Source organism: Ectopseudomonas oleovorans (assembly GCF_003052605.1).
Classification (GTDB): Bacteria; Pseudomonadota; Gammaproteobacteria; order Pseudomonadales; family Pseudomonadaceae; genus Aquipseudomonas; species Aquipseudomonas oleovorans_A.
In genome coordinates this window covers 119,733-141,567 of record NZ_QASO01000124.1, presented here as the reverse complement: position 1 = coordinate 141,567, position 21,835 = coordinate 119,733, and the positions used below count along the sequence as shown (strand labels likewise).

Genomic DNA, 21,835 nt, shown 5'->3' with positions numbered 1-21,835 from the left:
GTAAGCGTTCATTCCAAGACATCCTGCCATCCCGCTGACTTCCGCCCTAGAGTGACCTCGCATTCAACAACGCGAGGTTATTTCCATGAGAAAACACCGCACCGCAGAACAGTGGCAAGTCCTAATCGGTCAGCAGCGTGACAGCGGCCTGTCGGCCACGCAGTTCTGCAAGGAGCACAAACTCGGTTATGCCAGCTTCTGTAGTTGGCGCAAGCGCCTGTTGAGTCAGCCGGTCGGTGAGGCTGCGGATTCTGGTTATGCCAGCTTCCTGGATCTGTCATCGCTGATGGATGACTCGGCCTCTCCCGGAAGCGGCTGGAATATCGTGCTGAGCCTGGGTAATGGTGTTGAGCTAAGGCTGAGCCAGATCAGATGATCGGTCTGGATAGCCAGGCCCGGATCTGGCTGTGCACCGAGCCCACGGATATGCGTAAATCCTTCCGGGGGCTGAGCGCTCTGGTCCGCAATCAACTCAAGCAAGATCCGCTCAGCGGGCAGTATTTTGTCTTCGTTAACCGTCGCAAGACCCAAATGAAGATGTTGTATTTCACGCCCACGGGCTACTGCCTGTGGGCCAAGCGACTGGAGCAGGGGCAGTTCCGGGTACGGCCGTCTTCTTCGGGACAGCGCCCCTTAAACCTGACTGATCTCCAGTTGCTGATTGACGGTATCGAGGTGCAAAAGTACCGTCAGTTCAAGCGTTTTCGGGGCACGTAGCGGGTTGTGTTCCGGTATAATATCGGCCATGAATTCAATGGCTTCCGCGTCCTATTCCAACGCCCCTTCCTACTCGGTACTGGCCGAGGAGAATGCCCTGTTGCGTGAGCAGCTACAGGTCATGCAGCGGCAGTTGGACTGGTTCAAGAAGCAGCTGTTCGGCCCCAAGTCCGAGAAGCAGGTGTATGACCTCCCGGAGCAGGGCGGCCTGTTCCAATCGAATGATGCGGCTAGCCCGGAGAAGCCTCTCGATGCGGAGAAACGCCCGGTTCGGGCTTATCAGCGAGGCACCGGAAAGAAACAGCGGGACGACGACTGCCTGAACGATACGGGTCTGCGTTTTACAGCGGACGTGCCAGTGGAAGTTGTTGAACACCTGCCGCCGGAGCTAAGCGGCCCCGACGCCGACCAGTACGACATCCTTGGCACCAAAACGACCTATCGGCTGGCCCAGCGGACGTCCAGTTACGTGGTGTTGCAAGTGGAACGCCCCGTATTTCGGCGCAAGGGCAGCGACAAGCCCGTGACCACGCCGGCCCCGTCCAACGTACTGGACAACAGCCTGGCCGACGTCAGCTTGTTGGCGGGTCTGATGGTCGACAAGTTCCAGTTTCACCTACCGCTGTATCGCCAACACCAACGCATCCAGCAAGCGGGTATTACCCTCAGCCGCAGCACCCTCACCAATCTGATCAAGCGATCTATTGATCTGCTGCGGCCGATCGTGGATGCCCAGACCGACAATGTTCTGCGCAGCCGGGTGTTGGCGATGGATGAGACGCCGATTAAAGCTGGCCACCAGGGTCGGGCAGGCCCACAAAAAGGCAAGATGAAATCCGGCTGGTTCTGGCCGTTATACGGCGATGCCGATGAAGTGGTGTTCACTTACTCGAACAGTCGAGGCCGAGCCCATATCGAGCAGGTACTGAACGAACAGTTCAGCGGAACTCTGATCAGTGACGGCTATGCTGCTTATGCCCGCTATGCCGCCGCACAGCAGAACATCATCCACGCGCAGTGCTGGGTGCACAGTCGTCGTTACTTCATTGAGGCGCAGAAGGACCACCCGATAACTGCCACCGAAGCCCTTCAGCAGATTGCCAAGCTATACACCAACGAAGAAGAGATCCGCGTCCAGCAACTGACCGGCGAAAAGAAACGCCAGTACCGGCTGCTCCACTCAAAGCCGGTGGTCAGCGACTTCTTCCAATGGTGCCGGGATCAACTGGCACAGGGCGGTCTGCTGCCCAGTGATTTATTGACCAAAGCACTGAACTACGTGCTCAGCCGTGAAGCCAGCCTGACCGTCTTCCTGGAAGACCCAGACGTCCAGCCAGACACCAACCACCTGGAACGGGCCCTGCGCCCCATTCCCATGGGACGCAAGAACTGGCTGTTCTGCTGGACTGAACTCGGCGCGGAACACGTGGGCATCATCCAGAGCCTGATCACTACGTGCAAACTGCACGACATCAACCCGTACACCTATCTGGTGGACGTGCTGCAGCGCATCAGTCAGCACCCGGCCAGCAAGGTCGCTGACCTGACGCCTCGGCTCTGGAAGACCCGGTTCGCCGATAATCCGTTACGCTCGCTGATCGATCCGCGCCATTCTGATCGACAGACCGCACAGCCAAAGGGCACCCTCCATGCGCATTGAAGACATGAGCATCGATCAGCTATTGGAGCTGAACCGAATGATCTGCCGGCGCATTGATGAACTGCAAGATCAAGAAAACCTGCAGGCGCTGAGTCGGCTGCACGTGGGGCTGAAGGTGACCTTCGAAAGCCGAACTGGCTTGACTATGGGGATCGTCACCAAGATCAACCGCAAGAGCGTGATCGTCCTGGCCGAGAACGGCACGAAACAGTACAAGGTCTCACCGGAATTGCTAAGGCCCCTTCGGGACGTAAAGTAAGTCCAGTACGTCGTGGAATGAACGCTTACGCTTCAGCCGCGAGCCGTCCGCGACGAATCACTTGCCCGACTTGATCGACGTCCACGCCCGCGTACGCACGCGCTCGATCTTCTGCGGCAGCGGCTGCACCACGTACAGCGACTTCTGCAGCTCCGGCGTCGGGGTCAGGTCGTGGTCGTCGGCGATTTCCGCGCCCACCAGTTGCATGCCCGGCACGTTGGGGTTGGGGTAGCCGAGAAAATCGCTGATCGGCGCGATCACCTTGGGTTCGAGCAGGTGGTTGATGAAGGCGTGAGCTTCGTCGACGTTCTGCGCGCTCTTGGGGATGGCCCAAGTGTCGAACCAGATCGGCGCGCCTTCTTTCGGCAGGCGCCAGTTGATCACCACGCCGTTGCCGGCTTCCTTGGCGCGGTTGGCGAACTGGTAGAAGCTGCCCGAATAGCCGATGGCCACGCAGATGTCGCCGTTGGCGATGTCGGTCATGTACTTGGCCGAATGGAAGTAGGCCACGTACGGGCGCACCTTGAGCAGCAGCTCAGTAACCTTGTCATAGTCGGCCGGGTTGCTGCTGTTGGGGTCGAGGCCCAGGTAGTGCAGGGCGATGGGGATGATCTCGGTGGGCGAGTCGAGCATGGCCACGCCGCAGGATTTCAGCTTCTCCATGTACTCGGGCTTGAACACCAGATCCCAGCTGTTGACCGGAGCATCGTCGCCGAGCGCGGCCTTGACCTTGTCCGGGTTGTAGCCGATCAGCACGGTGCCGTACATGTAGGGCACGCCGTACTGATTGCCGGGGTCGTTGGTCTCCAGCAGCTTGAGCAGCACCGGGTCGAGGTTCTTCCAGTTAGGTAGCTTGGACTTGTCCAACGGGGCGAATACGCCGGCCTTGATCTGGGTTTCAAGGAACTGGTTGGACGGGATCACCAGGTCATAGCCGGAGTTGCCGGTGAGCAGCTTGGCTTCCAGTGCCTCGTTGGTCTCGAAGGTGTCCCAGGTGATCTGGATGCCGGACTGCTTCTGGAAGTCCTTGGGCACGGACGGCAGGATGTAGTCGGCCCAGTTGTATACGCGCAGCTCCTTGGCCTGCACCGCGCCGCTAAGCAAGGTGGCGCCGCACAGGGCGGCGCCAAGCATCTGTTTGATGGCTTTCATCGTTTCTCACCCCTGAAGTGTCATTGCTCTTGTTTTGGCAGTTTCCTGATCACTGAAGAAGGCGCCTCTCAGGCGCCCTCGAACCCTTCCAGTACGTTGACCGCGTTGACGCCGATGGCCTCCACCGCGTAGCCGCCTTCCATGATGAACAGCGTCGGCAGGCCCAGCGCGGCGATGCGTCGGCCCATGGCCAGGTAGTCCGGGCTGTCGAGCTTGAACTGCGAGATCGGGTCTTCCATGTAGGTGTCCACGCCCAACGACACCACCACGACGTCCGCGCCGTAGTCGGCGATGCGCTGGCAGGCCTGCTCCAGCGCCGCGCTCCAGGTCTCCCAGGCGCTGCCCATGGGCAACGGGTAGTTGAAGTTGTAGCCCTCGCCGGCGCCCTCGCCCAGTTCGTCGGCGTAACCGAGGAAGAAGGGAAATTCCTCGGCCGGGTCGCCGTGGATCGAGGCGAACAGCACGTCGCTGCGCTGGTAGAAGATGTCCTGGGTGCCGTTGCCGTGGTGGTAGTCGACATCGAGGATGGCGACTTTCTTGCGGCCCTGGTCGAGGAAGGCCTGTGCGGCGATGGCGGCATTGTTCAGGTAGCAGTAGCCGCCCATCAGGTCGCCGGCGGCATGATGGCCTGGCGGACGACACAGGGCGAAGGCGCTGTGGGCGCCGTGGGCAATCTCCTGCTGGGCGCTGAGCGCGACCTGGGCAGCGCTGTAGGCGGCCTGCCAGGTGCCGGCAGTGATCGGCGCGCCGCCATCGAAACTGTAGTAGCCGAGCTGGCCGTGCAGGTCATTGGGGATCATCCGCCGCAGGGTACGTGCCGGCCAGGTGAAAGGCAGCAGATCGCCCTTGCCGCCCTGCTCCTGCCAGCGCGCCCAGGCGCCCTTGAAGAATTCCAGGTAGGCCTTGCTGTGGATGCGCGCGATGGGCGCCAGGCCGAAATCCTTGGGCGCACGGACTTCGCCGAGCTGGCGAGCCTTGACGCGCGCAAGGATGTGGTCGGCGCGCTGCGGCTTCTCGAAGCAGGGCATCAGCTGCCCGTCGATCAGCTCGCATTTGCCGTGGTGCAGGTGGTGGTCGTCGCTGTAGTAGGTGAGCATGCAAAGCGCTCCAGGCTCGTTGTTGTGCCTGCATTGTTCGCCTGCTCGGCCAGCGTCGAGAACGCTGGCAACGGCCAAAAGGGGATCGAAATGGCCAAAAAATGGCCGAGAGCAATTTTTAACAGCACGCAGTGACGCTGCCCGCCGGATCGCCGCAAGGGAGGGCTGGCCATGAGTCTCCCCACCACCCACGGCAGGTAAATGTAACAACCCGTGATGCTTAAGTTTTCCTTAAGCCTGGCGGCCGATGGTGACAACCTGCCTGGGGCCAAGCCCCGTACCATCAGCCACGCCAAAGGATGCCGAGCATGTCGACACCGGCCCGCCGCCCCGTTCGCGCCCTGACGATGCTCGCACTGCTTGCACTATCCAGCGCCGCACTCGCTGATACCGACTGTGCTCGGCAAGACCGCAGCGCCTGGATGCCCGAGTCGCAGTTCCGCGAGCGGATGAAGCGCCAGGGCGTGCAGATCACCAAGTTCCGCATCACCCCCGGCCACTGCTACGAGATCTACGGCTTCGACGCTGCCGGCCGCAAGCTGGAGATCTACTACGACCCGGTCGATGCCCGCCCGGTAGAAGAAGTCGCCAGCTCGCACCTGGCTTCGCCCAGACACCCCTGAACCCGCGACCATGACCTCGACCCTCAAGACCTGCGCCCTGCTGTTGGGCGCTGCCACGGTGTTCGCCTGCGCCTGGTTCGGCGCCGCGCCCCATGCGCTGGCACCCTTCGCCAGCCAGCCAGCGCCACCCGCAGCCGACGCGACACCGGCCCTGGCCGCACACTTCGCCTCCTCCGACCTGGAGGATTTCGTCCATTCCGCCTCGATCACCGGCCTGCCCGGCGGCGATCTGATGGCGGCCTGGTTCGCCGGCAGCCGTGAAGGCGCTGCTGATGTGCAGATCCGCGCCGCGCGCTTCGATGCCGCCAGCGGCCAATGGAGCGCCGAGCGCGTGCTGGCCAGCCGCGAGTCGACCCAGCGCGCGGTCGGCAAGCACATCCGCAAGCTGGGCAATCCGGTGATCAGCCTGGCGCCGGACAATCGCCTGTGGCTGTTCTACGTTTCGGTGTCGCTCGGCGGCTGGGCCGGTAGCGCGGTCAACGCCATGGTTTCCGACGACCTCGGCGAAACCTGGTCGGCCCCCCGGCAACTGGTCACCAGTCCGTTTCTCAACATCAGCACCCTGGTACGCGCCGCACCGGTATTCCACACCGACGGCAGCATCGGCCTGCCGGTGTATCACGAGTTTCTCGGCAAGTTTCCCGAGTACCTGCACCTGAGCGCGAATGGCGAGGTGCTGGGCAAGTACCGCATCGGCAAGGGTCGCTATTCGCTGCAACCGACCGTGGTGGCGCTGGACGAACGCCGCGCCGTGGCCCTTTTGCGCTATGCCGGCGAGGAGCATCACCGCGTGCTGGCCAGCTACAGCGAGGATGCCGGGCGCAGCTGGAGCTATCCGCAGCCGGTCGAGCCGAGCAACCCCAACTCGTCCCTAGCGGCGGTCGGTCGCCCCGACGGCAGCCTACTGGTGGCGATGAACGACCTGGAGGACGGCCGTTTTCGCCTGACCCTCTACGCTACCGACGCCAAGCTGGGCAACTGGCGCTCCCTGGGTGAGCTGGACGAGACGCCCAACCCCTGGGGCGAGCCGATTCCACGTGACGAATTCCCTACCGTGGTCAGCGAGAAATACCGCGCCAGCGGCGGCAAGCCCGAGCAGCAGGCGCGCTTTCTCGAACAGGTAACGGCGCGCATGTGCAGCGCCGAAGGCTGCACCTTCGACTACGAGTATCCCTACTTCACCCGCGACCGCGAGGGCACCTACCACCTCGTCTATTCGTGGAACGACATGTTCATCAAGCATCTGGCCTTCAACGAGGCCTGGCTGTCGGAGCGCCGCCCGCATGACTGACTTCTGGCTGCCGCACCTGGCCTTTGCCCTGCTGGTTTTCCTGATCCTTGCGCGACTGACGCGCAATACGACCCAACGCGGCATCCTGCTGGCAAGCAGCCTGCTGCTCAGCCTGGTACCGGTGCAAGGCATCAGCCTGGCGCTGCAGTTGCGCACCTATATCGGCGACCTGTCGGTGACCAGCCTGGTGCTGCTCGGCTGGGCGACCCTGTGCCGCTTCGGCGTGGCACCCGCAGGCGCCCATGATCGCCTGGCCAGCCTGGCGCTGTTCGCCGGCCTGGCCGTGCTGCTCTACCCGGCGGCACTGGGCCTGAGTTATGCCGATCCCTACCAACTGGGCTTCGAGCCGCGGCCGATGCTGCTGGTGCTGGGACTGCTGTGCGCGGTGCTGATCGTCCAGCGCAGCTGGCTCGGCGCCCTGGCGCTGGTGCTGGCGACCCTGGCCTTCGCCCTGCGCCTGGGCGCCTCGGAAAACTACTGGGACTACCTGATCGACCCCTACCTGGCCCTCTACAGCCTCGGAGCGCTGCTTCTGGCAGGCGGACGCTGGCTGCTGATTCGACTCTCGACTCGAACAAGGAACCTCGCATGAGCTGGCTGAAATCCCGCCGCCTGCATTACCTGGCAGGCCTCACGGCGCTGCTGTTCGTGCTCTTCGCCACCCTGCGCGGGGTGTTTCTGCTGGGCTTCTCCGCCGTCCACAGCATCGGCGAACCGGACGTGCTGCGCACCCTCGGCATCGGCCTGCGCTTCGACCTGCGCCTGGCCCTGCTGCTGATGTTGCCGGCGGGCATCCTGCTGGCGCTGCCCAAGCTGCGCCTGGCGCGTTTTCGCGCCGTACGCTGGCTGCTGCGCGGCTACCTGCTGCTGGCCGTGGCGGCGCTGGGCCTGCTGTACATAGTCGACTTCGGCCACTACGCCTACCTGGGTGTACGCCTCAACGCCACGGTGTTGCGCTTTGCCGGCGATGCGCAGATCTCTGCCGGCATGCTCTGGCAGACCTACCCGGTGCTGTGGATAACCCTGGCCTGGCTGGCCGGTGTGGCGCTGTGGGCCTGGGCGCTGCGGCGCCTGGAGGGCGTCACCCTGGATCGACCACAAGCACAACGAGTCGGCGTGTTGCCGGCAATCGGCGGTGCGGCGGTGGTGGGCGTGCTGGTGTTCTTCGGTCTGCTCGGCCGCGCCAGTGCGCTGAACCTGGAGAACCCGGTACCGCTGCGCTGGAGCGATGCCTTCTACAGCGGCAACAGCCAGATCGGCGCGCTCGGCCTCAACCCGGCGCTGTTTCTCTTCGACACCCTCAAGCTCGAACCGGCCGCCTTCGACGAGACCGCCACACGCGAGCATTACCAGGTGGTGGCCGATTACCTGGGCGTCAGCGAGCACGATGCGCAGGGGCTGAACTTCTTCCGTCACCAGCCGGTGCAGGCGCACCGCATCCAGGCAGAACGCCAGCCCAACGTGATCTTCGTCATGCTCGAATCGCTCGGCACCAGCGCCGTGGGCGCCTACGGCAACCCGCTGAACCCGACGCCGAACCTGGATCGTCTGGCCCAGCAAAGCTGGTTCTTCCGCCACTTCTACGTACCGGTCACCGGCACCGCCAAGACAGTGTGGGCGAGCATCACCGGCATCCCCGATGTGTCGCGCCAGGAGACCGCCACGCGCAACCCGCTGATCGCCCGTCAACGCACGCTGATCAACGCCCTGCCAGGCTACGAAAAGTTCTACATGATCGGCGGCAACGCCGGCTGGGCCAATATCAACGCGCTGATCCGCCAGAGCATCGACGGCGTGCAGCTCTATGAGGAACGCCACTGGCAGTCGCCACAGGTGGACGTGTGGGGTATCTCCGACCTGGATTTCTTCAAGGAGAGTTCGCAAATTCTCGGCGCCCTGCCCAAGGACAAGCCGTTCTTCGCCTACCTGCAAACATCCGGCAACCACCGGCCCTTCACCATCCCCAAGGACAACGACGGCTTCGAGGCGCTCGACCTGCCGCTGGAGCAGGTGCAGCAGGCCGGTTCGCGCAGCGTCGAGCAGTACAACGCGGTGCGTCTGCTGGACTTCAACATCGGCCGCCTGATGGAGCTGGCCAAGGAGCAGGGTTTTTACGACGACACCATTTTCGTCTTCTTCGGCGACCACAACACCCGCATCAGCCAGATCCCGCACATGGCGCCAGCCTTCGAGCAACTGGGGCTGGAGAGCAACAACGTGCCGCTGCTGATTCATGCACCGAAGTGGCTGGCGCCGCGCGAGTTCGACGAAGCCGTGGGCCTGGCCGACCTGCTGCCGACCGTGGCCGGGCTGGTCGGCGTGCCCTTCGACAACGGCGGTCTCGGCCGCGACCTGCAACTGCCGGCGCCGGAAGGCGAACGCGTGGTGCCGCTGGTGCTGCAGGAAGGCACCTTCCCGGTGATCGGCGCGGTGACGCGCGACTTTCTCGTGCAGATGCAGCACGACGGCAGCTCGCCGGCCCTGCACGACCTGCGCTCGCCGACGCCACGTGACAATGTGGCCGAGCAGCACCCGGAGGAATTCCAGCGCTTGTTGGCGCTGGGACGTGGCTTGCATGAAGCAGCGCGGCTGCAGATGTACCGCAACGTGCAGGCGCAGGAATGAGCGATGCCTGTGGGAGGCGCTTCAGCGGCGAGCTTTATCGCGGCTGAAGCCTCTCCCACGGTTTCGGTGATCGCCCGTTAATCACACATCGCCCGCAAGCGGGCTCCTACAGGGGAATCGGTCATTTCGTAGGAGCCGGCTTGCCGGCGATCCGGCACCCAAAGGCCCGCGCCAGTGCCCCGGATTGCATACGGCTACGCGCGAAAGCGACTTGGCGGCACGCCGCTCCAACGTTGGAAAGCATGGCGGAAGCTGGCGGTCTCGCTGAAACCCAGCACTTCGGCGATACGGTACACCGGCCACTGTTCCTCGCCGAGCAGCGCCTTGGCGCGCTCGAAGCGCAGCTCGTCGAGCAGGCCCTGGTAGCTGGTGCCCAGCTCCTGCAGGTGACGGCGCAGGGTACGCGGCGAGCAGTGCATCTGCTGCGCCAGGTTCTCCAGCCCCGGCGGCTCGGCCAGTTGCGCGGCGAGCAACTGGCGCACCCGCTCCAGCCAGGCCTGGCGGCTGCTGAACTCGGCGTTGAGACGGCGGCAGCGTTCCACCATGTCGCCGTGGGTCACGCTGTCGGCCAGCGGCAGCCGGCGCTCAAGCAACGCGGCGGGAAAGGCGAAAGCATTGCGCTGTGCCGAGAAACGCAGCGGGCAGGGAAAGCTCTGCGCATAGCGCGAGACGTAGTCTGGCCGAGCGTAGGTGAACTCGGCGCCTGCCAATGACAGCGGCTGGCGCAGCAGTTCGTCACCGATCAGCTTCAGCGAGGCCAGGCACATCTCCACGTTGAACACTTCCAGCGCCTCGGCATCGCGGTAACCGCTGGCGCAGATCCAGGCCCGCTCGCCTTCCACCTGCATGTCGAGGCGAAAATAGGTGCCGAGTAGCGCCGGGTACTGCAGCAACAGACGCCAGGCGTCACCAAAGGTGGCAGCCGAGAGTGCGGCGTAACCCAGCAGCCCATAGGAGGAAACATGCAGGCTGCGCCCCAGGTCGAGCCCCAGATCAGCACGCAGGGCCAGGGCATTGGCACAGACCTGCAGCTCCTGCACCCGGGTGATGCGCGCGTCGGCATTGTCCAGATCAGCCGCACCAATACCGCTCCCGGCCAGCAATTGCGAGCGTAGTTCGGGCTGCTCGGCGAAGCGCTGGAGGATCAGGGAAACCACATGCAGGGTGGTCAGTGGGGCGTGCAGCATGATGCGTTCCGTCAGCGTGATAACGCAAAGGAACGCAAGAAATATGCCGCGAGACGGCGGGCCGTGGCCCGCCCGAGCGGATCAGCGATTACGCAGAATGGCGTTGATGAAGTCGCCCTGATTCGGTTCATCCTTGAGGGTGGTGAACTGCAGTTGGCCGTCCTGCTCGCGCAACTTCATGCTTTCGCCGAAACGGCAGTCGACACCTTTGAGGGTCTTGGCCTCAGCCTTGTAGCGGTCGTCCTTGCCACACAGGTAGGCCATCTGGTTGACCACTTCACCGCAGAAACTCGGCACGCTGAGGCCGATCAGTTGCTCATCGGACATCGCGCTCCAGTCCACCTGGGTGCTCAGTGGGGTGGCGCAGGCCTTGGAGGCTTCGCCGTCGATCTCCTGCTTCTGGTAAATCGCCAGAGGGTCCTTCGGCTTCAGCGCCTTGGTGTCGGCGGAAGGAGCGAGCGCCAAGCTCACGCCCTGGCCGGCTCGAATACCTGCGGATGCTTGGCCAGATCCAGCGCAGCGGCTTGAAGGGAAAGCAGGGAGAGGGCAACAAGCGAAGCGTAATGTTTCATGACGACACGTCCTTGTTCGGATGAAGAGCGCACAGCATAGCCCGCCGTCTGGCGGCGATCTGTGCGCCCGTCCGCGTCCGTTCTGTAGGAAAGTTGCCAGTGCGTGGCCTTGCTCGAATCAGAACTGCAGCACCACCCGCCCCTCGATCTGCCCACCGCGCATTTGATCGAAGATGCCATTGATGTTGTCGAGCGTGTCGCTGTGCACCGTGGCCTTGACCAAACCCTCGCCAGCGAAATCCAGCGCTTCCTGCAGATCGGCACGAGTACCGACGATCGAGCCGGTGATGGTGATGGCCTTGAGCACCACATCGAAGATCGGCGTGGGGAAGTCGCCCGGCGGCAAGCCGACCAGCGCCACCGTGCCGCGTCGGCGCGCCATGCCAATGGCTTGGCCAAAGGCAGCGTTGGACACCGCAGTGACCAGCACACCGTGGGCGCCGCCGATATCGCGCTGCACCACCTCGGCGGGGTTTTCCTTGCGCGCGTTGATGGTCAGGCTGGCGCCGAGCTTGCGCGCCAACTCCAGCTTGGCATCGTCGACGTCCACCGCGACCACGTGCAGGCCCATGGCGCGCGCGTACTGCACGGCGACATGGCCGAGGCCGCCGATACCGGAGATCGCCACCCACTGGCCGGGGCGCGCCCTGGTTTCCTTGAGGCCCTTGTATACCGTCACGCCGGCGCAGAGGATCGGCGCGATCTCGAGGAAGTCGACATTCTTCGGCAAAATGCCGACGTAGTTCGGGTCAGCCAGCACGTATTCGGCGTAACCGCCATTGATCGAATAACCGGTGTTCTGCTGACCCTCGCACAGGGTTTCCCAACCGGTCAGGCAGTGCTCGCAGCAGCCGCAGGCGGTGTACAGCCAGGGCACGCCGACGCGGTCGCCCTCCTTGACCCGCGTGACGCCGCTGCCGACCGCCGCGACGTAGCCGACCCCTTCATGGCCGGGAATGAACGGCAGGTTCGGCTTAACCGGCCAGTCGCCTTCGGCGGCATGCAGGTCGGTATGGCAGACGCCCGAGGCCTCGATCTTCACCAGAATCTGCCCGGGGCCAGGCAGCGGGGTTTTCACCTCCTCGATACGCAGGGGTTCGCCAAAGGCGTGGACGACTGCGGCTTTCATGGTCCGGTTCATGCGCGGTTCCTCTTGCATGCGAGTGTCTGTCCAGTGTGCGCGCGCAGCCCACCCGGGCATTGCTCCAGAGCAAGGTTTAGGTGGTTTTCACCCTCTGCCACAGCTTGCATGACAAACGGTCATCGCCACTGCCCGCCAGCAGTGGCTTTGCGTTATACTGCGCGGCCTTCGGCCGGCAGCACCCGGCCAACGAATCATGACAAGCCACGCTGGCCCGCCCGCGTGGCTTGTTGGTTTTTGACGCGCCGCGAGGCGCCCGAGAGAAGAGGCACTTTGATGAGCGCACTGGTTGGCGTGATCATGGGCTCCAAGTCCGATTGGTCCACCCTTAGCCACACCGCCGAGATGCTGGACAAGCTGGGCATCCCCCACGAGGTCAAGGTGGTTTCCGCCCACCGCACCCCGGATCTGCTGTTCCAGTACGCCGAAGAGGCTGAGGCGCGTGGCATTCAGGTGATCATCGCTGGCGCCGGTGGCGCCGCTCACCTGCCGGGCATGTGTGCGGCCAAGACGTACCTGCCGGTACTCGGAGTGCCGGTGCAGTCGTCCATGCTGTCGGGCGTCGACTCGCTGTTGTCGATCGTACAGATGCCGGCCGGTATTCCGGTCGCCACTCTGGCCATCGGCAAGGCCGGCGCGGTCAACGCGGCGCTGCTGGCCGCCAGCATCCTCGGTCACCAGCATCCGCAGTTCCATGCGGCGCTGAAGCAGTTCCGTCAGGAACAGACCGAGACTGTGCTGAGCAACCCGGACCCGCGCGAGGCCTGACCCCCATTCCATCAGGGGCAGCGACACGTGCTGTCCGCTGCTCGGAATGCGTATTTACCGGCGTAAACTCCGCTTTCTGCGCTGCGGACAGCGCTCAACTGCTTGGTCTCGCCACCTGCTGAAAAGGGGCTTTGTTATGAAAATCGGTGTGATCGGTGGCGGCCAACTGGGCCGCATGATGGCCCTGGCGGGCACCCCGCTGGGCATGAGCTTCGCCTTCCTCGACCCGGCGCCGGACGCCTGCGCCCAGGCCCTGGGCGAGCATATCCGTGCCGACTACGGCGATCAGGATCACCTGCGCCAGCTGGCCGACGAGGTCGACCTGGTCACCTTCGAATTCGAGAGCGTGCCGGCCGAAACCGTCGCCTTCCTCTCGCAGTTCGTGCCGGTCTATCCGGGTGCAGAGGCACTGCGCATCGCCCGCGATCGCTGGTTCGAGAAGTCCATGTTCCGCGAGCTGGGCATTCCCACGCCGGAGTTCGCCGACATCCAGTCGCAGGCTGATCTGGACGCCGCCGTGGCCAGCATCGGCCTGCCAGCGGTGATGAAGACCCGCACCCTGGGCTACGACGGCAAGGGCCAGAAAGTCCTGCGCAAGCCCGAAGACGTCAGCGGCGCCTTCGCCGAACTGGGCAGCGTGCCGTGCATCCTTGAAGGTTTCGTGCCCTTCACCGGCGAAGTGTCGTTGATCGCCGTGCGCGCCCGTGATGGCGAAACGCGCTTCTACCCGCTGGTGCACAACACCCACGACAGCGGCATTCTCGCCCTGTCCGTCGCCAGCACCGATCATCCGCTGCAGGCGCTGGCCGAGGACTACGTCGGCCGCGTGCTGGACAAGCTCGACTACGTCGGCGTGCTGGCCTTCGAGTTCTTCGAGGTGGACGGCGGCCTTAAGGCCAACGAGATCGCCCCGCGCGTGCACAACTCCGGGCACTGGACCATCGAAGGCGCCGAGTGCAGCCAGTTCGAGAACCACCTGCGCGCCGTCGCCGGCCTGCCGCTGGGCTCCACCGCCAAGCTGGGTGAAAGCGCCATGCTCAATTTCATCGGCTCGGTGCCGCCGGTGGACAAGGTGATCAGCGTTGCCGACTGCCATCTGCACCACTACGGCAAGGCCTTCAAGGCCGGACGCAAGGTCGGTCATGCCACCCTGCGCTGCGCCGACCGCGCCAGCCTGGATGCGCGTATCGCCGACGTTCAGGCGTTGATCGCCGAAGTCTGACAGATCGATTCGCAGCTAGACTCTTGAACGACAGGGGTCGTTCAAGAGTCTCCCATGAAGCGTCTTCTTTCCTTACTGCCGCTACTGTTCACGCTGACCTGCGTGGGCGCGCAAGAGGTGCTGCGCGTCGACTTTCGTGAACGACCACCGGAGATGCGTACCGTCGACGGGCTGCCCAGCGGCCCGCTGATCAGCGTGCTGGAAACGGCCGCACACCGTGTCGGGGTAGACCTGCAGTGGCGTGAAGCGCCCTTCCTGCGCAGTCTTGACGACCTGCGCTCCGGACGAATCGACCTGGTGCCGCGCGTGCTGCTCACTCAACAGCGCCGCGAGTACATCCATTTCCTGCCCAGCATCGGCAATCAGCAACTGAACGTTCGCTTCGTCGTGCCCCCGGGGGAAGAGGCCAGACTGAGCCGCTACGAGGATCTGTACGACCTGTCTCTTGGCGTCAAGCGCGGTACGGCCTATTTCGAACCTTTCGACAGCGATGACCTGCTCGATCGCGCCTATGTCAGCGACGATGCGCAACTGGCCGCGATGTTCCGGGCTGGGCGCCTGGATACCATCGCAGTGCTCGACGCCGCACCGATGGAGGCGCAATTCCAGGCCATGAACTTTCGCGACTACAGCTACGCGCACTACACCCACCAGCAGGTACTGGGCAACCACTTCGGCGCATCGCTGAGGCGCTACCACAGCGACCGAGGCGAACTCTACGACCGCCTTGGCGCTGAGCTGCAACGCATGCGTGAAGAGGGCGAAGTTGCCCTGATCTACCACCGTTATGGCGTTCTGCCGCCAGACGAGGCGAACTGATAGCCCCATTGACTTGTCCCATGACGGGCCTGCCGCATGAGCGGCACTTATCAAGGAGACACGCCAATGGGCATTATCGGCACCATCTTCATCGGCCTGATCGTCGGGTTGATCGCACGTTTTCTCAAACCCGGTGATGACAGCATGGGCTGGATCATGACCATCCTGCTCGGCATCGGGGGCTCCATCGCGGCCACTTACGGTGGCCAGGCCCTGGGCATCTACGAAGCCGGACAGGCCGCCGGCTTCATCGGCGCAGTGATCGGCGCCATCGTCCTGCTGGTAATCTACGGCGCGATCAAGAAGGGCTGACAAGCCCCAGTCAGGAGCCGACTTGTCGGCTCCTCGTTAACGCCGCCACGAGATGCCATAGCCCATGCGCCACCTGCTGCTCGCCCTACTGTTTTGTACCGGCCTGGCCCACGCCGAACTGCCGGAAACCGACTGGCTCGACCTGATGCCACCCGAAGACCGCAAGGCCCTCGAGGAAATGCCCGACATCAGCCACGACACCCCCGAAGGCGACAGCACCTTCTACAGTGAAGGCGGCCTGCGCCAACAGGACAAGGATCTGCCTGCGGTGATGTACTCCGCCAAGACCGTGCCCGAACTCGACGGCAAGGCCATCCGCCTGGGTGGCTACCCGGTACCGCTGGAAAGCGACGAGAAAGGCAACAGCACCCTGTTCTTCCTGGTGCCCTATCCGGGCGCCTGCATCCACGTACCGCCACCGCCGCCCAACCAACTGGTACTGGTGCGCTACCCGAAAGGCATCCCGCTCGACGACATCTACGCCCCACTGTGGGTCAGCGGCGAGCTGAAGGTGGAGCAGGTCAGCAACGACCTGGCCGACGCCGCCTACGCCATGGATGCCGGCGAAGTGCGCCTGGTGGCCGACGAAGACCTCTACTGATCGCTCTGGAGTCTGCGCATGAAAGCTGCCGCCCTGTTGTTGCTGTGCCTGCTGTCTACCGCCGTACTGGCTCTGGAGCCTGGCGAACGCCTGGCACCCTGGACGCTGCTCGATCAGCATGACGCGCCCTACACCCTGAATGACGAGACCCACATCCTGCTGGTCGCCCGCGACATGGACGGCGCCAAACTGGTCGACGCTGCCCTGGAAGGCAAGCCCAAGGGCTATCTGGACGAGCGCCACGCGGTCTTCCTCGCCGACATCAGCCGCATGCCCAGCGTCATCGCCACTCTCTTCGCCCTACCGAAGATGCGCGACTACAACTACCGCATCCTCCTCGACCGCGACGCCCGTATCGCCCCGCGTTATCAGGCTGGCGAGGGGCAGGTGTTGTGGTTGCAACTCGATGGTCTGCAGATCGTCGCGCAGCAGGTATTCACTCGCGCAGACGATCTGCGGCAAGCCCTGGAGAGGCAGGCGCCATGAAGAACTGGCAGGCCACCAACCGCCTTGCGTAGGAACCCGGTTTGCGGCGTGCTTGCGATTCGCAGTGCCGCTCCACTGCGGATGCGATGTTTAGCCGATCAGCTCGCTCGAAAGGCGCAGCTCCAAACGATGCCGTTCGCCAGCGTTCAGTTGTACGACGTCCTCCAGCACATTGGCCGTTTCGATGCACAGCATGTTCTGCCAGGCGTCATCGGGGAACTGCGACAGGCGCTTGGCCTTGTCGACCCAGGGATTCCACAGCACAGCCGAATGTGATCCACGAGCATCCAGGTGGATGCGCCGGCCCCAACCCGGATCGACGATGCTCAGCCGCGCGGCGGTGTCGAAGTAGATGCGATCGGTCTCGGCATCGAACACCAGCGCTTCCTGCTGACGCAGCTCCTGCCAGTCCTGCAAGGTGTCGATATAGCGGCAGCCCTGCAGCCCCTCGACGCTGACCTGGCGCACGTCGCTGACGGCGAAGTAGCTGTGCAGCGCCTGGCTCAGGGTCAGCGGCTCTGTACCGCGATTGTGGGTTTCCAGGCTCATGCCGAGATCGTCTGCCAGGCGCACGACGAAGGTCAGGCCGACATCTCTGGGCCAGCCCTCCAGCGGCCGAGTGCGCGTGTCGTAGGCAAAGCGCAGGGTGACGGCGTCGCCCCCCTCGTCGATGCCCAGCAACTCCCAGTCCAATGCACGCACCAGGCCATGGGCCGGCGCCTGCTCGAGGTGATAGTGCGCCTGCACGGCCTGCGGATTGCGGCGTAGATCTCCGAACCAGGGCCAGCACACCGGCACACCACCGCGCACGCTTTGGCCACGCTGATAGGCCGCATCCGGGCTTAGCCAGATCAGCGGCGGCTGCTCACCCTGCTGGTAACTGAGAATCTGCGCGCCCTGCTGGGCTACCAGCAATTCGCTGCCGGCAGCACGAATGCGCCAGCAGGTCAGTTGATCCAGTTCCACGCGTTCGACTTGGGCGGTGCTCATGACGACCTCTTGTTGAGATAGATGACCAATAGTGTGACAACGCAAAAAGCAAAACGCCCATCACGAGGACGGGCGTTTTGCCAAACCAGCCAGCGACACTTACTTGCCGTAGACCTGCTCCGGCAGCCAAGTGATCAGCCCTGGGAAGATATAGGCGATCACCAGCAGCAACAGCTGGATCAGAATGAACGGCGCCACACCTTTGTAAATGGTGCTGGTAGGAATGCTCGCCGGCGTCACGCCACGCAGGTAGAACAGCGCGAAACCGAATGGCGGAGTAAGGAAGGAGGTCTGCAGGTTGAGTGCGATCATCACGCCCAGCCAGATCGGGTCGAGACCCATGGCCAGCAGCACCGGACCGACAATCGGCACCACCACGAAGGTGATCTCGATGAAGTCGAGAATGAAGCCGAGCAGAAAGATCACCAGCATCACCAGGAAGAACGCACCGAGCACGCCACCTGGCAGCTGGGCGAACACGTCCTCGATCAGCGCCTCACCGCCGAAGCCGCGGAACACCAGGGAGAACAGCGACGCGCCGATCAGGATCATGAAGACCATGGCACTGATTTCGGTGGTGCCGTAGGCCACTTCCTTGAGTTGGCCGAAGTTCAGTTTGCCTTTGCTGAAAGCCAGCAGCATGGCGCCGACAGCGCCCAGGGCAGCGGCTTCGGTCGGCGTGGCGTAACCGGCAAGGATCGAACCGAGCACGGCGCCAATCAGCAACATCGGCGGCACCAGTGCCTTGAGCAGGCGGCCCCACTCGACATCGCCCAGCTCCTCCTTGGACATCGCCGGCAACTTCTTCGGCTGCACGACGGCAACCACGATGATGTACACGATGTACAGGCCAACCAGCAGCAGGCCCGGCAGCAGCGCACCGACGAACAGGTCACCGACCGACACGGTCTTGGGCGAGAAGATACCCATCTTCAGCTGCGCCTGCTGATAAGCACTGGACATCACGTCACCCAGCAGCACCAGTACGATCGACGGCGGAATGATCTGTCCCAGAGTGCCGGTGGCGGCCAGGGTGCCGGTGGAGATGGCCGGGTCATAGCCGCGACGGAGCATGGTTGGCAGCGCCAGCAGCCCCATGGTCACCACGGTGGCACCAACGATACCGGTGCTCGCTGCCAGCAGGGCGCCGACCACGCACACCGAGATCGCCAGGCCACCACGCAGCGTGCCGAACAGGCGCGACATGGACTCGAGCAGATCCTCGGCTACCCGTGATCGTTCCAGCATTACTCCCATGAACACGAACAGCGGCACGGCCAGCATGGTCTGGTTGTTCATGATGCCGAACAGGCGGTTGGGCAGTGCGCTGAGATAACCCGCATCGAAGGTGCCGGTCAGTACACCTACACCCGCGAACAGCAAAGATACGCCCGCCAGGGTGAACGCCACCGGATAACCGGCCATCAAGGCCATACAAATACCGATGAACAGCAGAATCGACATCAACTCAGCCATGCTTCACCTCCGGAGCAGGCAGGCGGCCAGTGATGACGTAGAGCGCCTTGATCAGATTGGAGACACCTTGCAGAACCAGGCTGATGACCAGCACCAGGATGATGCTTTTCTGCAGGTAGACGAACTTGAGGCCGCCAGATTCGCTGGATGCTTCCAGGGTCGACCAGGCGTTGCTGACGTAATCCCAACTGGCCCAACCGAGGAACAGCGCGACCGGCAGCAGGAACAGCAGATTACCGAAGATCTCGACCAGCGCCTGACGGCGGCCGCTGAACTTCTGGTAGAAGATGTCCACACGCACGTGTCCGTTGCGTTGCAGCACCCAGGCCGCTGCACCCATGAACACCAGTGCATGCGCGTAGAGCACCGCCTCTTGCAGAGCCGTGGCGCCGATGCCGAAGCCATAGCGCAGCACCACGACTACAGCGGTGCCGATTACCAGAAAAACCGTCAGCCAGGCACAGGCCTTGCCGAACCAGCTGTTGAGGGCATCGATCAAGTATGCAAGAGCGAGGGGAAATGAAGGCTTGTCGGACATAGTGAGTCCTTTATCGTTATGAGTAGGAGACAGGACAGCAAACCGGTTGGCCGCGCGTCACGCCACCCGTGTCCTTGTGGGGCGCAGGCCGGCGATTCTAGGCAGGCCTGCGGTCATGCAGCAATGCCCGTGCAACTTTAGTCGTATTAACTAGGCTTGTAGGTCACGACCCCCTATGTTATTCACGCCCGGTCTACCTTCGGCGATCCCGTGGTAAGACCAATACAACAAGAAGGAGCATTGCATGAAACGTCGCGACATACTCGCCGCCGCGGGCGTAGGCCTTGCCGCAACCGCCCTGGCCGGCTGTAAGGAAGATGCCAAGAGCGCCGCAGCACCTCAAGAGGGTTCGAGTTCCCAAACCTTCAACTGGAAGATGGTCACCTCCTGGCCGAAAAACTTCCCGGGCGTCGGCGTGGGAGCCGAGCGCTTCGCCAAGCTGGTCGATGAAATGAGCAACGGCCGCCTGAAGGTCAAGGTGTATGCAGCAGGCGAGCTGGTGCCGGCACTGGAAGTGTTCGATGCAGTCTCCCGCGGTACCGCCGAAATGGGTCACGGCGCGCCGTACTACTGGAAAGGCAAGGTGCCGGCCGCCCAGTTCTTCTGCGCCTCGCCATTCGGCCCCAATGCTCAGGAAATGAACGCCTGGCTGCATCGCGGTGGCGGTCAGCAGCTGTGGGAAGAGGTGTACAAGCCGTTCGGCGTGCTGCCGATGGCCTGCGGCAACACCGGTGTGCAAACCGCAGGCTGGTTCAACAAGGAAATGAACTCGGTCGATGACTTCAAGGGCCTGAAGATGCGTACCCCTGGCCTGGGCGGCGAAGTGCTGACCAAGATGGGCGGTACCGTGGTCAACATGCCGGCCGGTGAGATCTTCACCGCCATGCAGACCGGTGCCATCGACGCCACTGAATGGATCGGCCCATACAACGACCTGGCCCTGGGTCTGCACAAGGCAGCCAAGTACTACTACACCCCGGGCTGGCAGGAGCCCAGCGTACTGTTCGAGCTGGACGTCAATCTGAAGGCCTGGGAAACCCTGCCGCCGGATCTGCAGGCCATCGTTCGCGCCGCTGCCCGCGACGTCAACGGCGACATGCTCGATGACTACAACGCCAAGAACATGGAAGCCATGGAGCAACTCAAGGCCGACGGTGTGGAAGTACGCCGCCTGCCGGATGAAGTGCTGGCCCGCTTGAAGGAAGTGGCGGCCGAAGTGGTCGAGGCCTCGGCCAACGCCGACCCGGTCGCGAAGAAGGTCTGGGAACAGCAGAAGGCCTACCTGCAACGCCTGTACGACTACGCGGAAAGCAACGAGAAAGACATCTACAACATCCGCGGCTGATCCCCAACGGGTTTCAGGCACACGGAAAAACGCCGGCCTCAGGGCTAGTGCTGATCAGATAAGTTCGTCACCACCCCCTCCTACTTGCAGTAGAGGGGGCGCTTTTCGTAGGAGCCAGCTTGCTGGCGATGCTTTTTATGGCGGATCGCCGGCAAGCCGGCTCCTACAAAGATCGAGTGCAACGGCTTAACTGACTGGCATTAGCCTCAGGGTCGGCGCTTTCGTTACAGGATATTGCCGAAAGCTATCTGCTCGGCTCAGCCGCGCCGTGGCGGCACCGGGCGGGTGCGGCCGCTGCCATCGATGGCGACGAAGACGAATACCGCTTCGGTGACCTTGCGCCATTCATTGGACAGCGGATCGTCGCTCCACACCTCGACCATCATCTGGATCGAGCTGCGGCCAATCTCCAGCGCCTGAGTGTAGAAGGACAACTGCGCACCCACCGCCACCGGCACGAGGAAGGCCATGCGGTCGATGGCGACAGTGGCGACGCGGCCACCGGCGATCTTGCTGGCCATGGCCGTGCCGGCCAGGTCCATCTGCGATACCAGCCAACCGCCATAGATATCCCCGAAACCATTGGTCTCACGCGGCAGCGCGGTGATCTGCAGGGCAAGGTCGCCCTGGGGAATCGGGTCTTCCTGTTCGTAGTCGTTCATGGTTTCGAGACTCGTGGCGCGGTTGTTGTTCTGAGCGCGGAACCCGCATGGCACGCGGGCGCGACGAGTATACCGACTGTGCAGTCGGCGGGCGACCACTCTGGCAGGGCGTAAAACGTCACAGCCCATGCCCGGTCGGGCAAAACGCACGACCGGGCAAACCTCGTTCGGGCAGTATGCCTGCCTCCCAAGGCGCATAAAAACGTAAAGCTATGATTTTCAAGGCTTTTATAAAACTCAACAACCACCGACTGAAGTCGGTGGGTTAGTGACTTACGGACTGAAAGTCCGG

24 protein-coding genes are annotated in these 21,835 nt (G+C 63.2%); 15 read left to right on the top strand and 9 right to left on the bottom strand.

All coding sequences use genetic code 11. The features are described from left to right. Positions 1-85 precede the first annotated feature (85 nt). Genes tnpA through DBO86_RS22180 form a run of 4 tightly spaced genes read left to right on the top strand, consistent with a single transcriptional unit; the run spans position 86 to position 2,636 of the window. On the top strand, positions 86-376 hold the full coding sequence (gene tnpA / locus DBO86_RS22195) for an IS66 family insertion sequence element accessory protein TnpA (protein WP_004423344.1): 291 nt from the start codon (positions 86-88) through the stop codon (positions 374-376). Further along, positions 373-717, top strand: a complete 345-nt coding sequence (tnpB, locus tag DBO86_RS22190; RefSeq protein ID WP_004423345.1) for an IS66 family insertion sequence element accessory protein TnpB — start codon at positions 373-375, stop codon at positions 715-717. Before tnpA ends, tnpB begins: the two co-directional genes overlap by 4 nt. Before the next feature lie 28 nt (positions 718-745). Then, positions 746-2,377: an IS66 family transposase gene (gene tnpC / locus DBO86_RS22185; RefSeq protein WP_004423346.1), complete on the top strand. Its 1,632-nt coding sequence runs from the start codon at positions 746-748 to the stop codon at positions 2,375-2,377. Continuing rightward, entirely contained in the window at positions 2,367-2,636 is a 270-nt protein-coding gene (locus DBO86_RS22180) for a hypothetical protein (protein WP_003458515.1), read from the top strand. The genes tnpC and DBO86_RS22180 overlap by 11 nt, the downstream gene beginning before the upstream one ends. 57 nt (positions 2,637-2,693) lie before the next feature. On the opposite strand, the gene DBO86_RS22175 is transcribed toward DBO86_RS22180, so the two are convergent. Together DBO86_RS22175 and DBO86_RS22170 are read right to left on the bottom strand one after the other, a co-directional pair. Then, complete coding sequence (locus DBO86_RS22175; RefSeq protein ID WP_108234853.1) at positions 2,694-3,788, bottom strand: polyamine ABC transporter substrate-binding protein; 1,095 nt, start codon at positions 3,786-3,788, stop codon at positions 2,694-2,696. Between the two features lie 68 nt (positions 3,789-3,856). Next, positions 3,857-4,885, bottom strand: a complete 1,029-nt coding sequence (locus tag DBO86_RS22170) for a histone deacetylase family protein (RefSeq protein WP_108234852.1) — start codon at positions 4,883-4,885, stop codon at positions 3,857-3,859. A 308-nt stretch (positions 4,886-5,193) separates the two neighbouring features. Here DBO86_RS22170 and DBO86_RS22165 point away from each other — a divergent pair, with 308 nt between their 5' ends. The 4 genes from DBO86_RS22165 to DBO86_RS22150 are packed head-to-tail and all read left to right on the top strand — an operon-like array spanning position 5,194 to position 9,424. Next, entirely contained in the window at positions 5,194-5,508 is a 315-nt protein-coding gene (locus DBO86_RS22165; protein WP_244185591.1) for a PepSY domain-containing protein, read from the top strand. 10 nt (positions 5,509-5,518) lie between these two features. Continuing rightward, a complete protein-coding gene (locus DBO86_RS22160) occupies positions 5,519-6,799 on the top strand; it encodes a sialidase family protein (protein WP_108234851.1) in 1,281 nt (426 codons plus the stop codon). Next, positions 6,792-7,391, top strand: a complete 600-nt coding sequence (locus DBO86_RS22155) for a hypothetical protein (RefSeq protein ID WP_108234850.1) — start codon at positions 6,792-6,794, stop codon at positions 7,389-7,391. The genes DBO86_RS22160 and DBO86_RS22155 overlap by 8 nt, the downstream gene beginning before the upstream one ends. After that, positions 7,388-9,424 carry an LTA synthase family protein gene (locus tag DBO86_RS22150; protein WP_108234849.1) on the top strand — a complete coding sequence of 679 codons (2,037 nt, stop codon included), beginning with the start codon at positions 7,388-7,390 and terminating at the stop codon, positions 9,422-9,424. The genes DBO86_RS22155 and DBO86_RS22150 overlap by 4 nt, the downstream gene beginning before the upstream one ends. Before the next feature lie 194 nt (positions 9,425-9,618). Here DBO86_RS22150 and DBO86_RS22145 read toward each other — a convergent pair whose 3' ends face one another. The 3 genes from DBO86_RS22145 to adhP all read right to left on the bottom strand — a co-directional run bounded on the left by DBO86_RS22145 (position 9,619) and on the right by adhP (position 12,324). Continuing rightward, complete coding sequence (locus tag DBO86_RS22145) at positions 9,619-10,611, bottom strand: AraC family transcriptional regulator (RefSeq protein ID WP_108234848.1); 993 nt, start codon at positions 10,609-10,611, stop codon at positions 9,619-9,621. A gap of 81 nt (positions 10,612-10,692) precedes the next feature. After that, positions 10,693-11,076, bottom strand: a complete 384-nt coding sequence (locus DBO86_RS22140; RefSeq protein ID WP_244185590.1) for a hypothetical protein — start codon at positions 11,074-11,076, stop codon at positions 10,693-10,695. Between the two features lie 225 nt (positions 11,077-11,301). Next, positions 11,302-12,324, bottom strand: a complete 1,023-nt coding sequence (gene adhP, locus DBO86_RS22135; protein WP_108234847.1) for an alcohol dehydrogenase AdhP — start codon at positions 12,322-12,324, stop codon at positions 11,302-11,304. A gap of 276 nt (positions 12,325-12,600) precedes the next feature. Here adhP and purE point away from each other — a divergent pair, with 276 nt between their 5' ends. From purE to DBO86_RS22105, 6 genes are all read left to right on the top strand, one after another. Next, positions 12,601-13,092 carry a 5-(carboxyamino)imidazole ribonucleotide mutase gene (gene purE / locus DBO86_RS22130; RefSeq protein WP_108234846.1) on the top strand — a complete coding sequence of 164 codons (492 nt, stop codon included), beginning with the start codon at positions 12,601-12,603 and terminating at the stop codon, positions 13,090-13,092. A gap of 136 nt (positions 13,093-13,228) precedes the next feature. Next, complete coding sequence (locus DBO86_RS22125) at positions 13,229-14,314, top strand: 5-(carboxyamino)imidazole ribonucleotide synthase (protein ID WP_108234845.1); 1,086 nt, start codon at positions 13,229-13,231, stop codon at positions 14,312-14,314. A gap of 54 nt (positions 14,315-14,368) precedes the next feature. Next, a complete protein-coding gene (locus DBO86_RS22120) occupies positions 14,369-15,133 on the top strand; it encodes a substrate-binding periplasmic protein (RefSeq protein WP_108234844.1) in 765 nt (254 codons plus the stop codon). A gap of 66 nt (positions 15,134-15,199) precedes the next feature. Beyond that, a complete protein-coding gene (locus tag DBO86_RS22115; protein ID WP_004422923.1) occupies positions 15,200-15,445 on the top strand; it encodes a GlsB/YeaQ/YmgE family stress response membrane protein in 246 nt (81 codons plus the stop codon). 64 nt (positions 15,446-15,509) lie between these two features. Next, a complete protein-coding gene (locus tag DBO86_RS22110; RefSeq protein ID WP_108234843.1) occupies positions 15,510-16,046 on the top strand; it encodes a DUF3299 domain-containing protein in 537 nt (178 codons plus the stop codon). Positions 16,047-16,064: 18 nt separating this feature from the next. Further along, the gene (locus DBO86_RS22105; protein WP_108234842.1) at positions 16,065-16,532 is read left to right on the top strand and encodes an FAD/FMN-containing dehydrogenase; all 468 of its coding nucleotides are present in this window, start codon (positions 16,065-16,067) and stop codon (positions 16,530-16,532) included. Between the two features lie 90 nt (positions 16,533-16,622). On the opposite strand, the gene DBO86_RS22100 is transcribed toward DBO86_RS22105, so the two are convergent. From DBO86_RS22100 to DBO86_RS22090, 3 genes are all read right to left on the bottom strand, one after another. Further along, positions 16,623-17,522 (bottom strand): D-hexose-6-phosphate mutarotase, encoded by a 900-nt coding sequence (locus DBO86_RS22100; protein ID WP_108234841.1) that lies wholly within the window; start codon positions 17,520-17,522, stop codon positions 16,623-16,625. 99 nt (positions 17,523-17,621) lie between these two features. Continuing rightward, on the bottom strand, positions 17,622-18,998 hold the full coding sequence (locus DBO86_RS22095; RefSeq protein WP_108234840.1) for a TRAP transporter large permease: 1,377 nt from the start codon (positions 18,996-18,998) through the stop codon (positions 17,622-17,624). After that, positions 18,991-19,536 carry a TRAP transporter small permease subunit gene (locus DBO86_RS22090; RefSeq protein WP_104727191.1) on the bottom strand — a complete coding sequence of 182 codons (546 nt, stop codon included), beginning with the start codon at positions 19,534-19,536 and terminating at the stop codon, positions 18,991-18,993. The genes DBO86_RS22095 and DBO86_RS22090 overlap by 8 nt, the downstream gene beginning before the upstream one ends. A gap of 244 nt (positions 19,537-19,780) precedes the next feature. On the opposite strand from DBO86_RS22090, the gene DBO86_RS22085 reads away from it, so the two are divergent. Next, a complete protein-coding gene (locus DBO86_RS22085; protein WP_039964122.1) occupies positions 19,781-20,881 on the top strand; it encodes a TRAP transporter substrate-binding protein in 1,101 nt (366 codons plus the stop codon). Between the two features lie 257 nt (positions 20,882-21,138). On the opposite strand, the gene DBO86_RS22080 is transcribed toward DBO86_RS22085, so the two are convergent. Beyond that, positions 21,139-21,543 carry an acyl-CoA thioesterase gene (locus tag DBO86_RS22080; protein WP_039964119.1) on the bottom strand — a complete coding sequence of 135 codons (405 nt, stop codon included), beginning with the start codon at positions 21,541-21,543 and terminating at the stop codon, positions 21,139-21,141. Between the last annotated feature and the right edge of the window lie 292 nt (positions 21,544-21,835).

Excerpts from the sequence above, each read along its gene's own strand:
- DBO86_RS22150 (WP_108234849.1), top strand. The coding sequence starts at position 7,388 with ATGAGCTGGCTGAAATCCCGCCGCCTGCATTACCTGGCAGGCCTCACG.
- DBO86_RS22145 (WP_108234848.1), bottom strand. The coding sequence starts at position 10,611 with ATGCTGCACGCCCCACTGACCACCCTGCATGTGGTTTCCCTGATCCTC.
- DBO86_RS22100 (WP_108234841.1), bottom strand. The coding sequence starts at position 17,522 with ATGAGCACCGCCCAAGTCGAACGCGTGGAACTGGATCAACTGACCTGC.
- DBO86_RS22170 (WP_108234852.1), bottom strand. The coding sequence starts at position 4,885 with ATGCTCACCTACTACAGCGACGACCACCACCTGCACCACGGCAAATGC.
- DBO86_RS22085 (WP_039964122.1), top strand. The coding sequence starts at position 19,781 with ATGAAACGTCGCGACATACTCGCCGCCGCGGGCGTAGGCCTTGCCGCA.
- tnpC (WP_004423346.1), top strand. The coding sequence starts at position 746 with ATGAATTCAATGGCTTCCGCGTCCTATTCCAACGCCCCTTCCTACTCG.
- tnpB (WP_004423345.1), top strand. The coding sequence starts at position 373 with ATGATCGGTCTGGATAGCCAGGCCCGGATCTGGCTGTGCACCGAGCCC.
- DBO86_RS22180 (WP_003458515.1), top strand. The coding sequence starts at position 2,367 with ATGCGCATTGAAGACATGAGCATCGATCAGCTATTGGAGCTGAACCGA.
- DBO86_RS22080 (WP_039964119.1), bottom strand. The coding sequence starts at position 21,543 with ATGAACGACTACGAACAGGAAGACCCGATTCCCCAGGGCGACCTTGCC.
- DBO86_RS22115 (WP_004422923.1), top strand. The coding sequence starts at position 15,200 with ATGGGCATTATCGGCACCATCTTCATCGGCCTGATCGTCGGGTTGATC.
- adhP (WP_108234847.1), bottom strand. The coding sequence starts at position 12,324 with ATGAACCGGACCATGAAAGCCGCAGTCGTCCACGCCTTTGGCGAACCC.
- DBO86_RS22175 (WP_108234853.1), bottom strand. The coding sequence starts at position 3,788 with ATGAAAGCCATCAAACAGATGCTTGGCGCCGCCCTGTGCGGCGCCACC.
- tnpA (WP_004423344.1), top strand. The coding sequence starts at position 86 with ATGAGAAAACACCGCACCGCAGAACAGTGGCAAGTCCTAATCGGTCAG.
- DBO86_RS22165 (WP_244185591.1), top strand. The coding sequence starts at position 5,194 with ATGTCGACACCGGCCCGCCGCCCCGTTCGCGCCCTGACGATGCTCGCA.
- DBO86_RS22155 (WP_108234850.1), top strand. The coding sequence starts at position 6,792 with ATGACTGACTTCTGGCTGCCGCACCTGGCCTTTGCCCTGCTGGTTTTC.
- DBO86_RS22095 (WP_108234840.1), bottom strand. The coding sequence starts at position 18,998 with ATGGCTGAGTTGATGTCGATTCTGCTGTTCATCGGTATTTGTATGGCC.
- purE (WP_108234846.1), top strand. The coding sequence starts at position 12,601 with ATGAGCGCACTGGTTGGCGTGATCATGGGCTCCAAGTCCGATTGGTCC.
- DBO86_RS22160 (WP_108234851.1), top strand. The coding sequence starts at position 5,519 with ATGACCTCGACCCTCAAGACCTGCGCCCTGCTGTTGGGCGCTGCCACG.
- DBO86_RS22110 (WP_108234843.1), top strand. The coding sequence starts at position 15,510 with ATGCGCCACCTGCTGCTCGCCCTACTGTTTTGTACCGGCCTGGCCCAC.
- DBO86_RS22125 (WP_108234845.1), top strand. The coding sequence starts at position 13,229 with ATGAAAATCGGTGTGATCGGTGGCGGCCAACTGGGCCGCATGATGGCC.
- DBO86_RS22105 (WP_108234842.1), top strand. The coding sequence starts at position 16,065 with ATGAAAGCTGCCGCCCTGTTGTTGCTGTGCCTGCTGTCTACCGCCGTA.
- DBO86_RS22090 (WP_104727191.1), bottom strand. The coding sequence starts at position 19,536 with ATGTCCGACAAGCCTTCATTTCCCCTCGCTCTTGCATACTTGATCGAT.
- DBO86_RS22120 (WP_108234844.1), top strand. The coding sequence starts at position 14,369 with ATGAAGCGTCTTCTTTCCTTACTGCCGCTACTGTTCACGCTGACCTGC.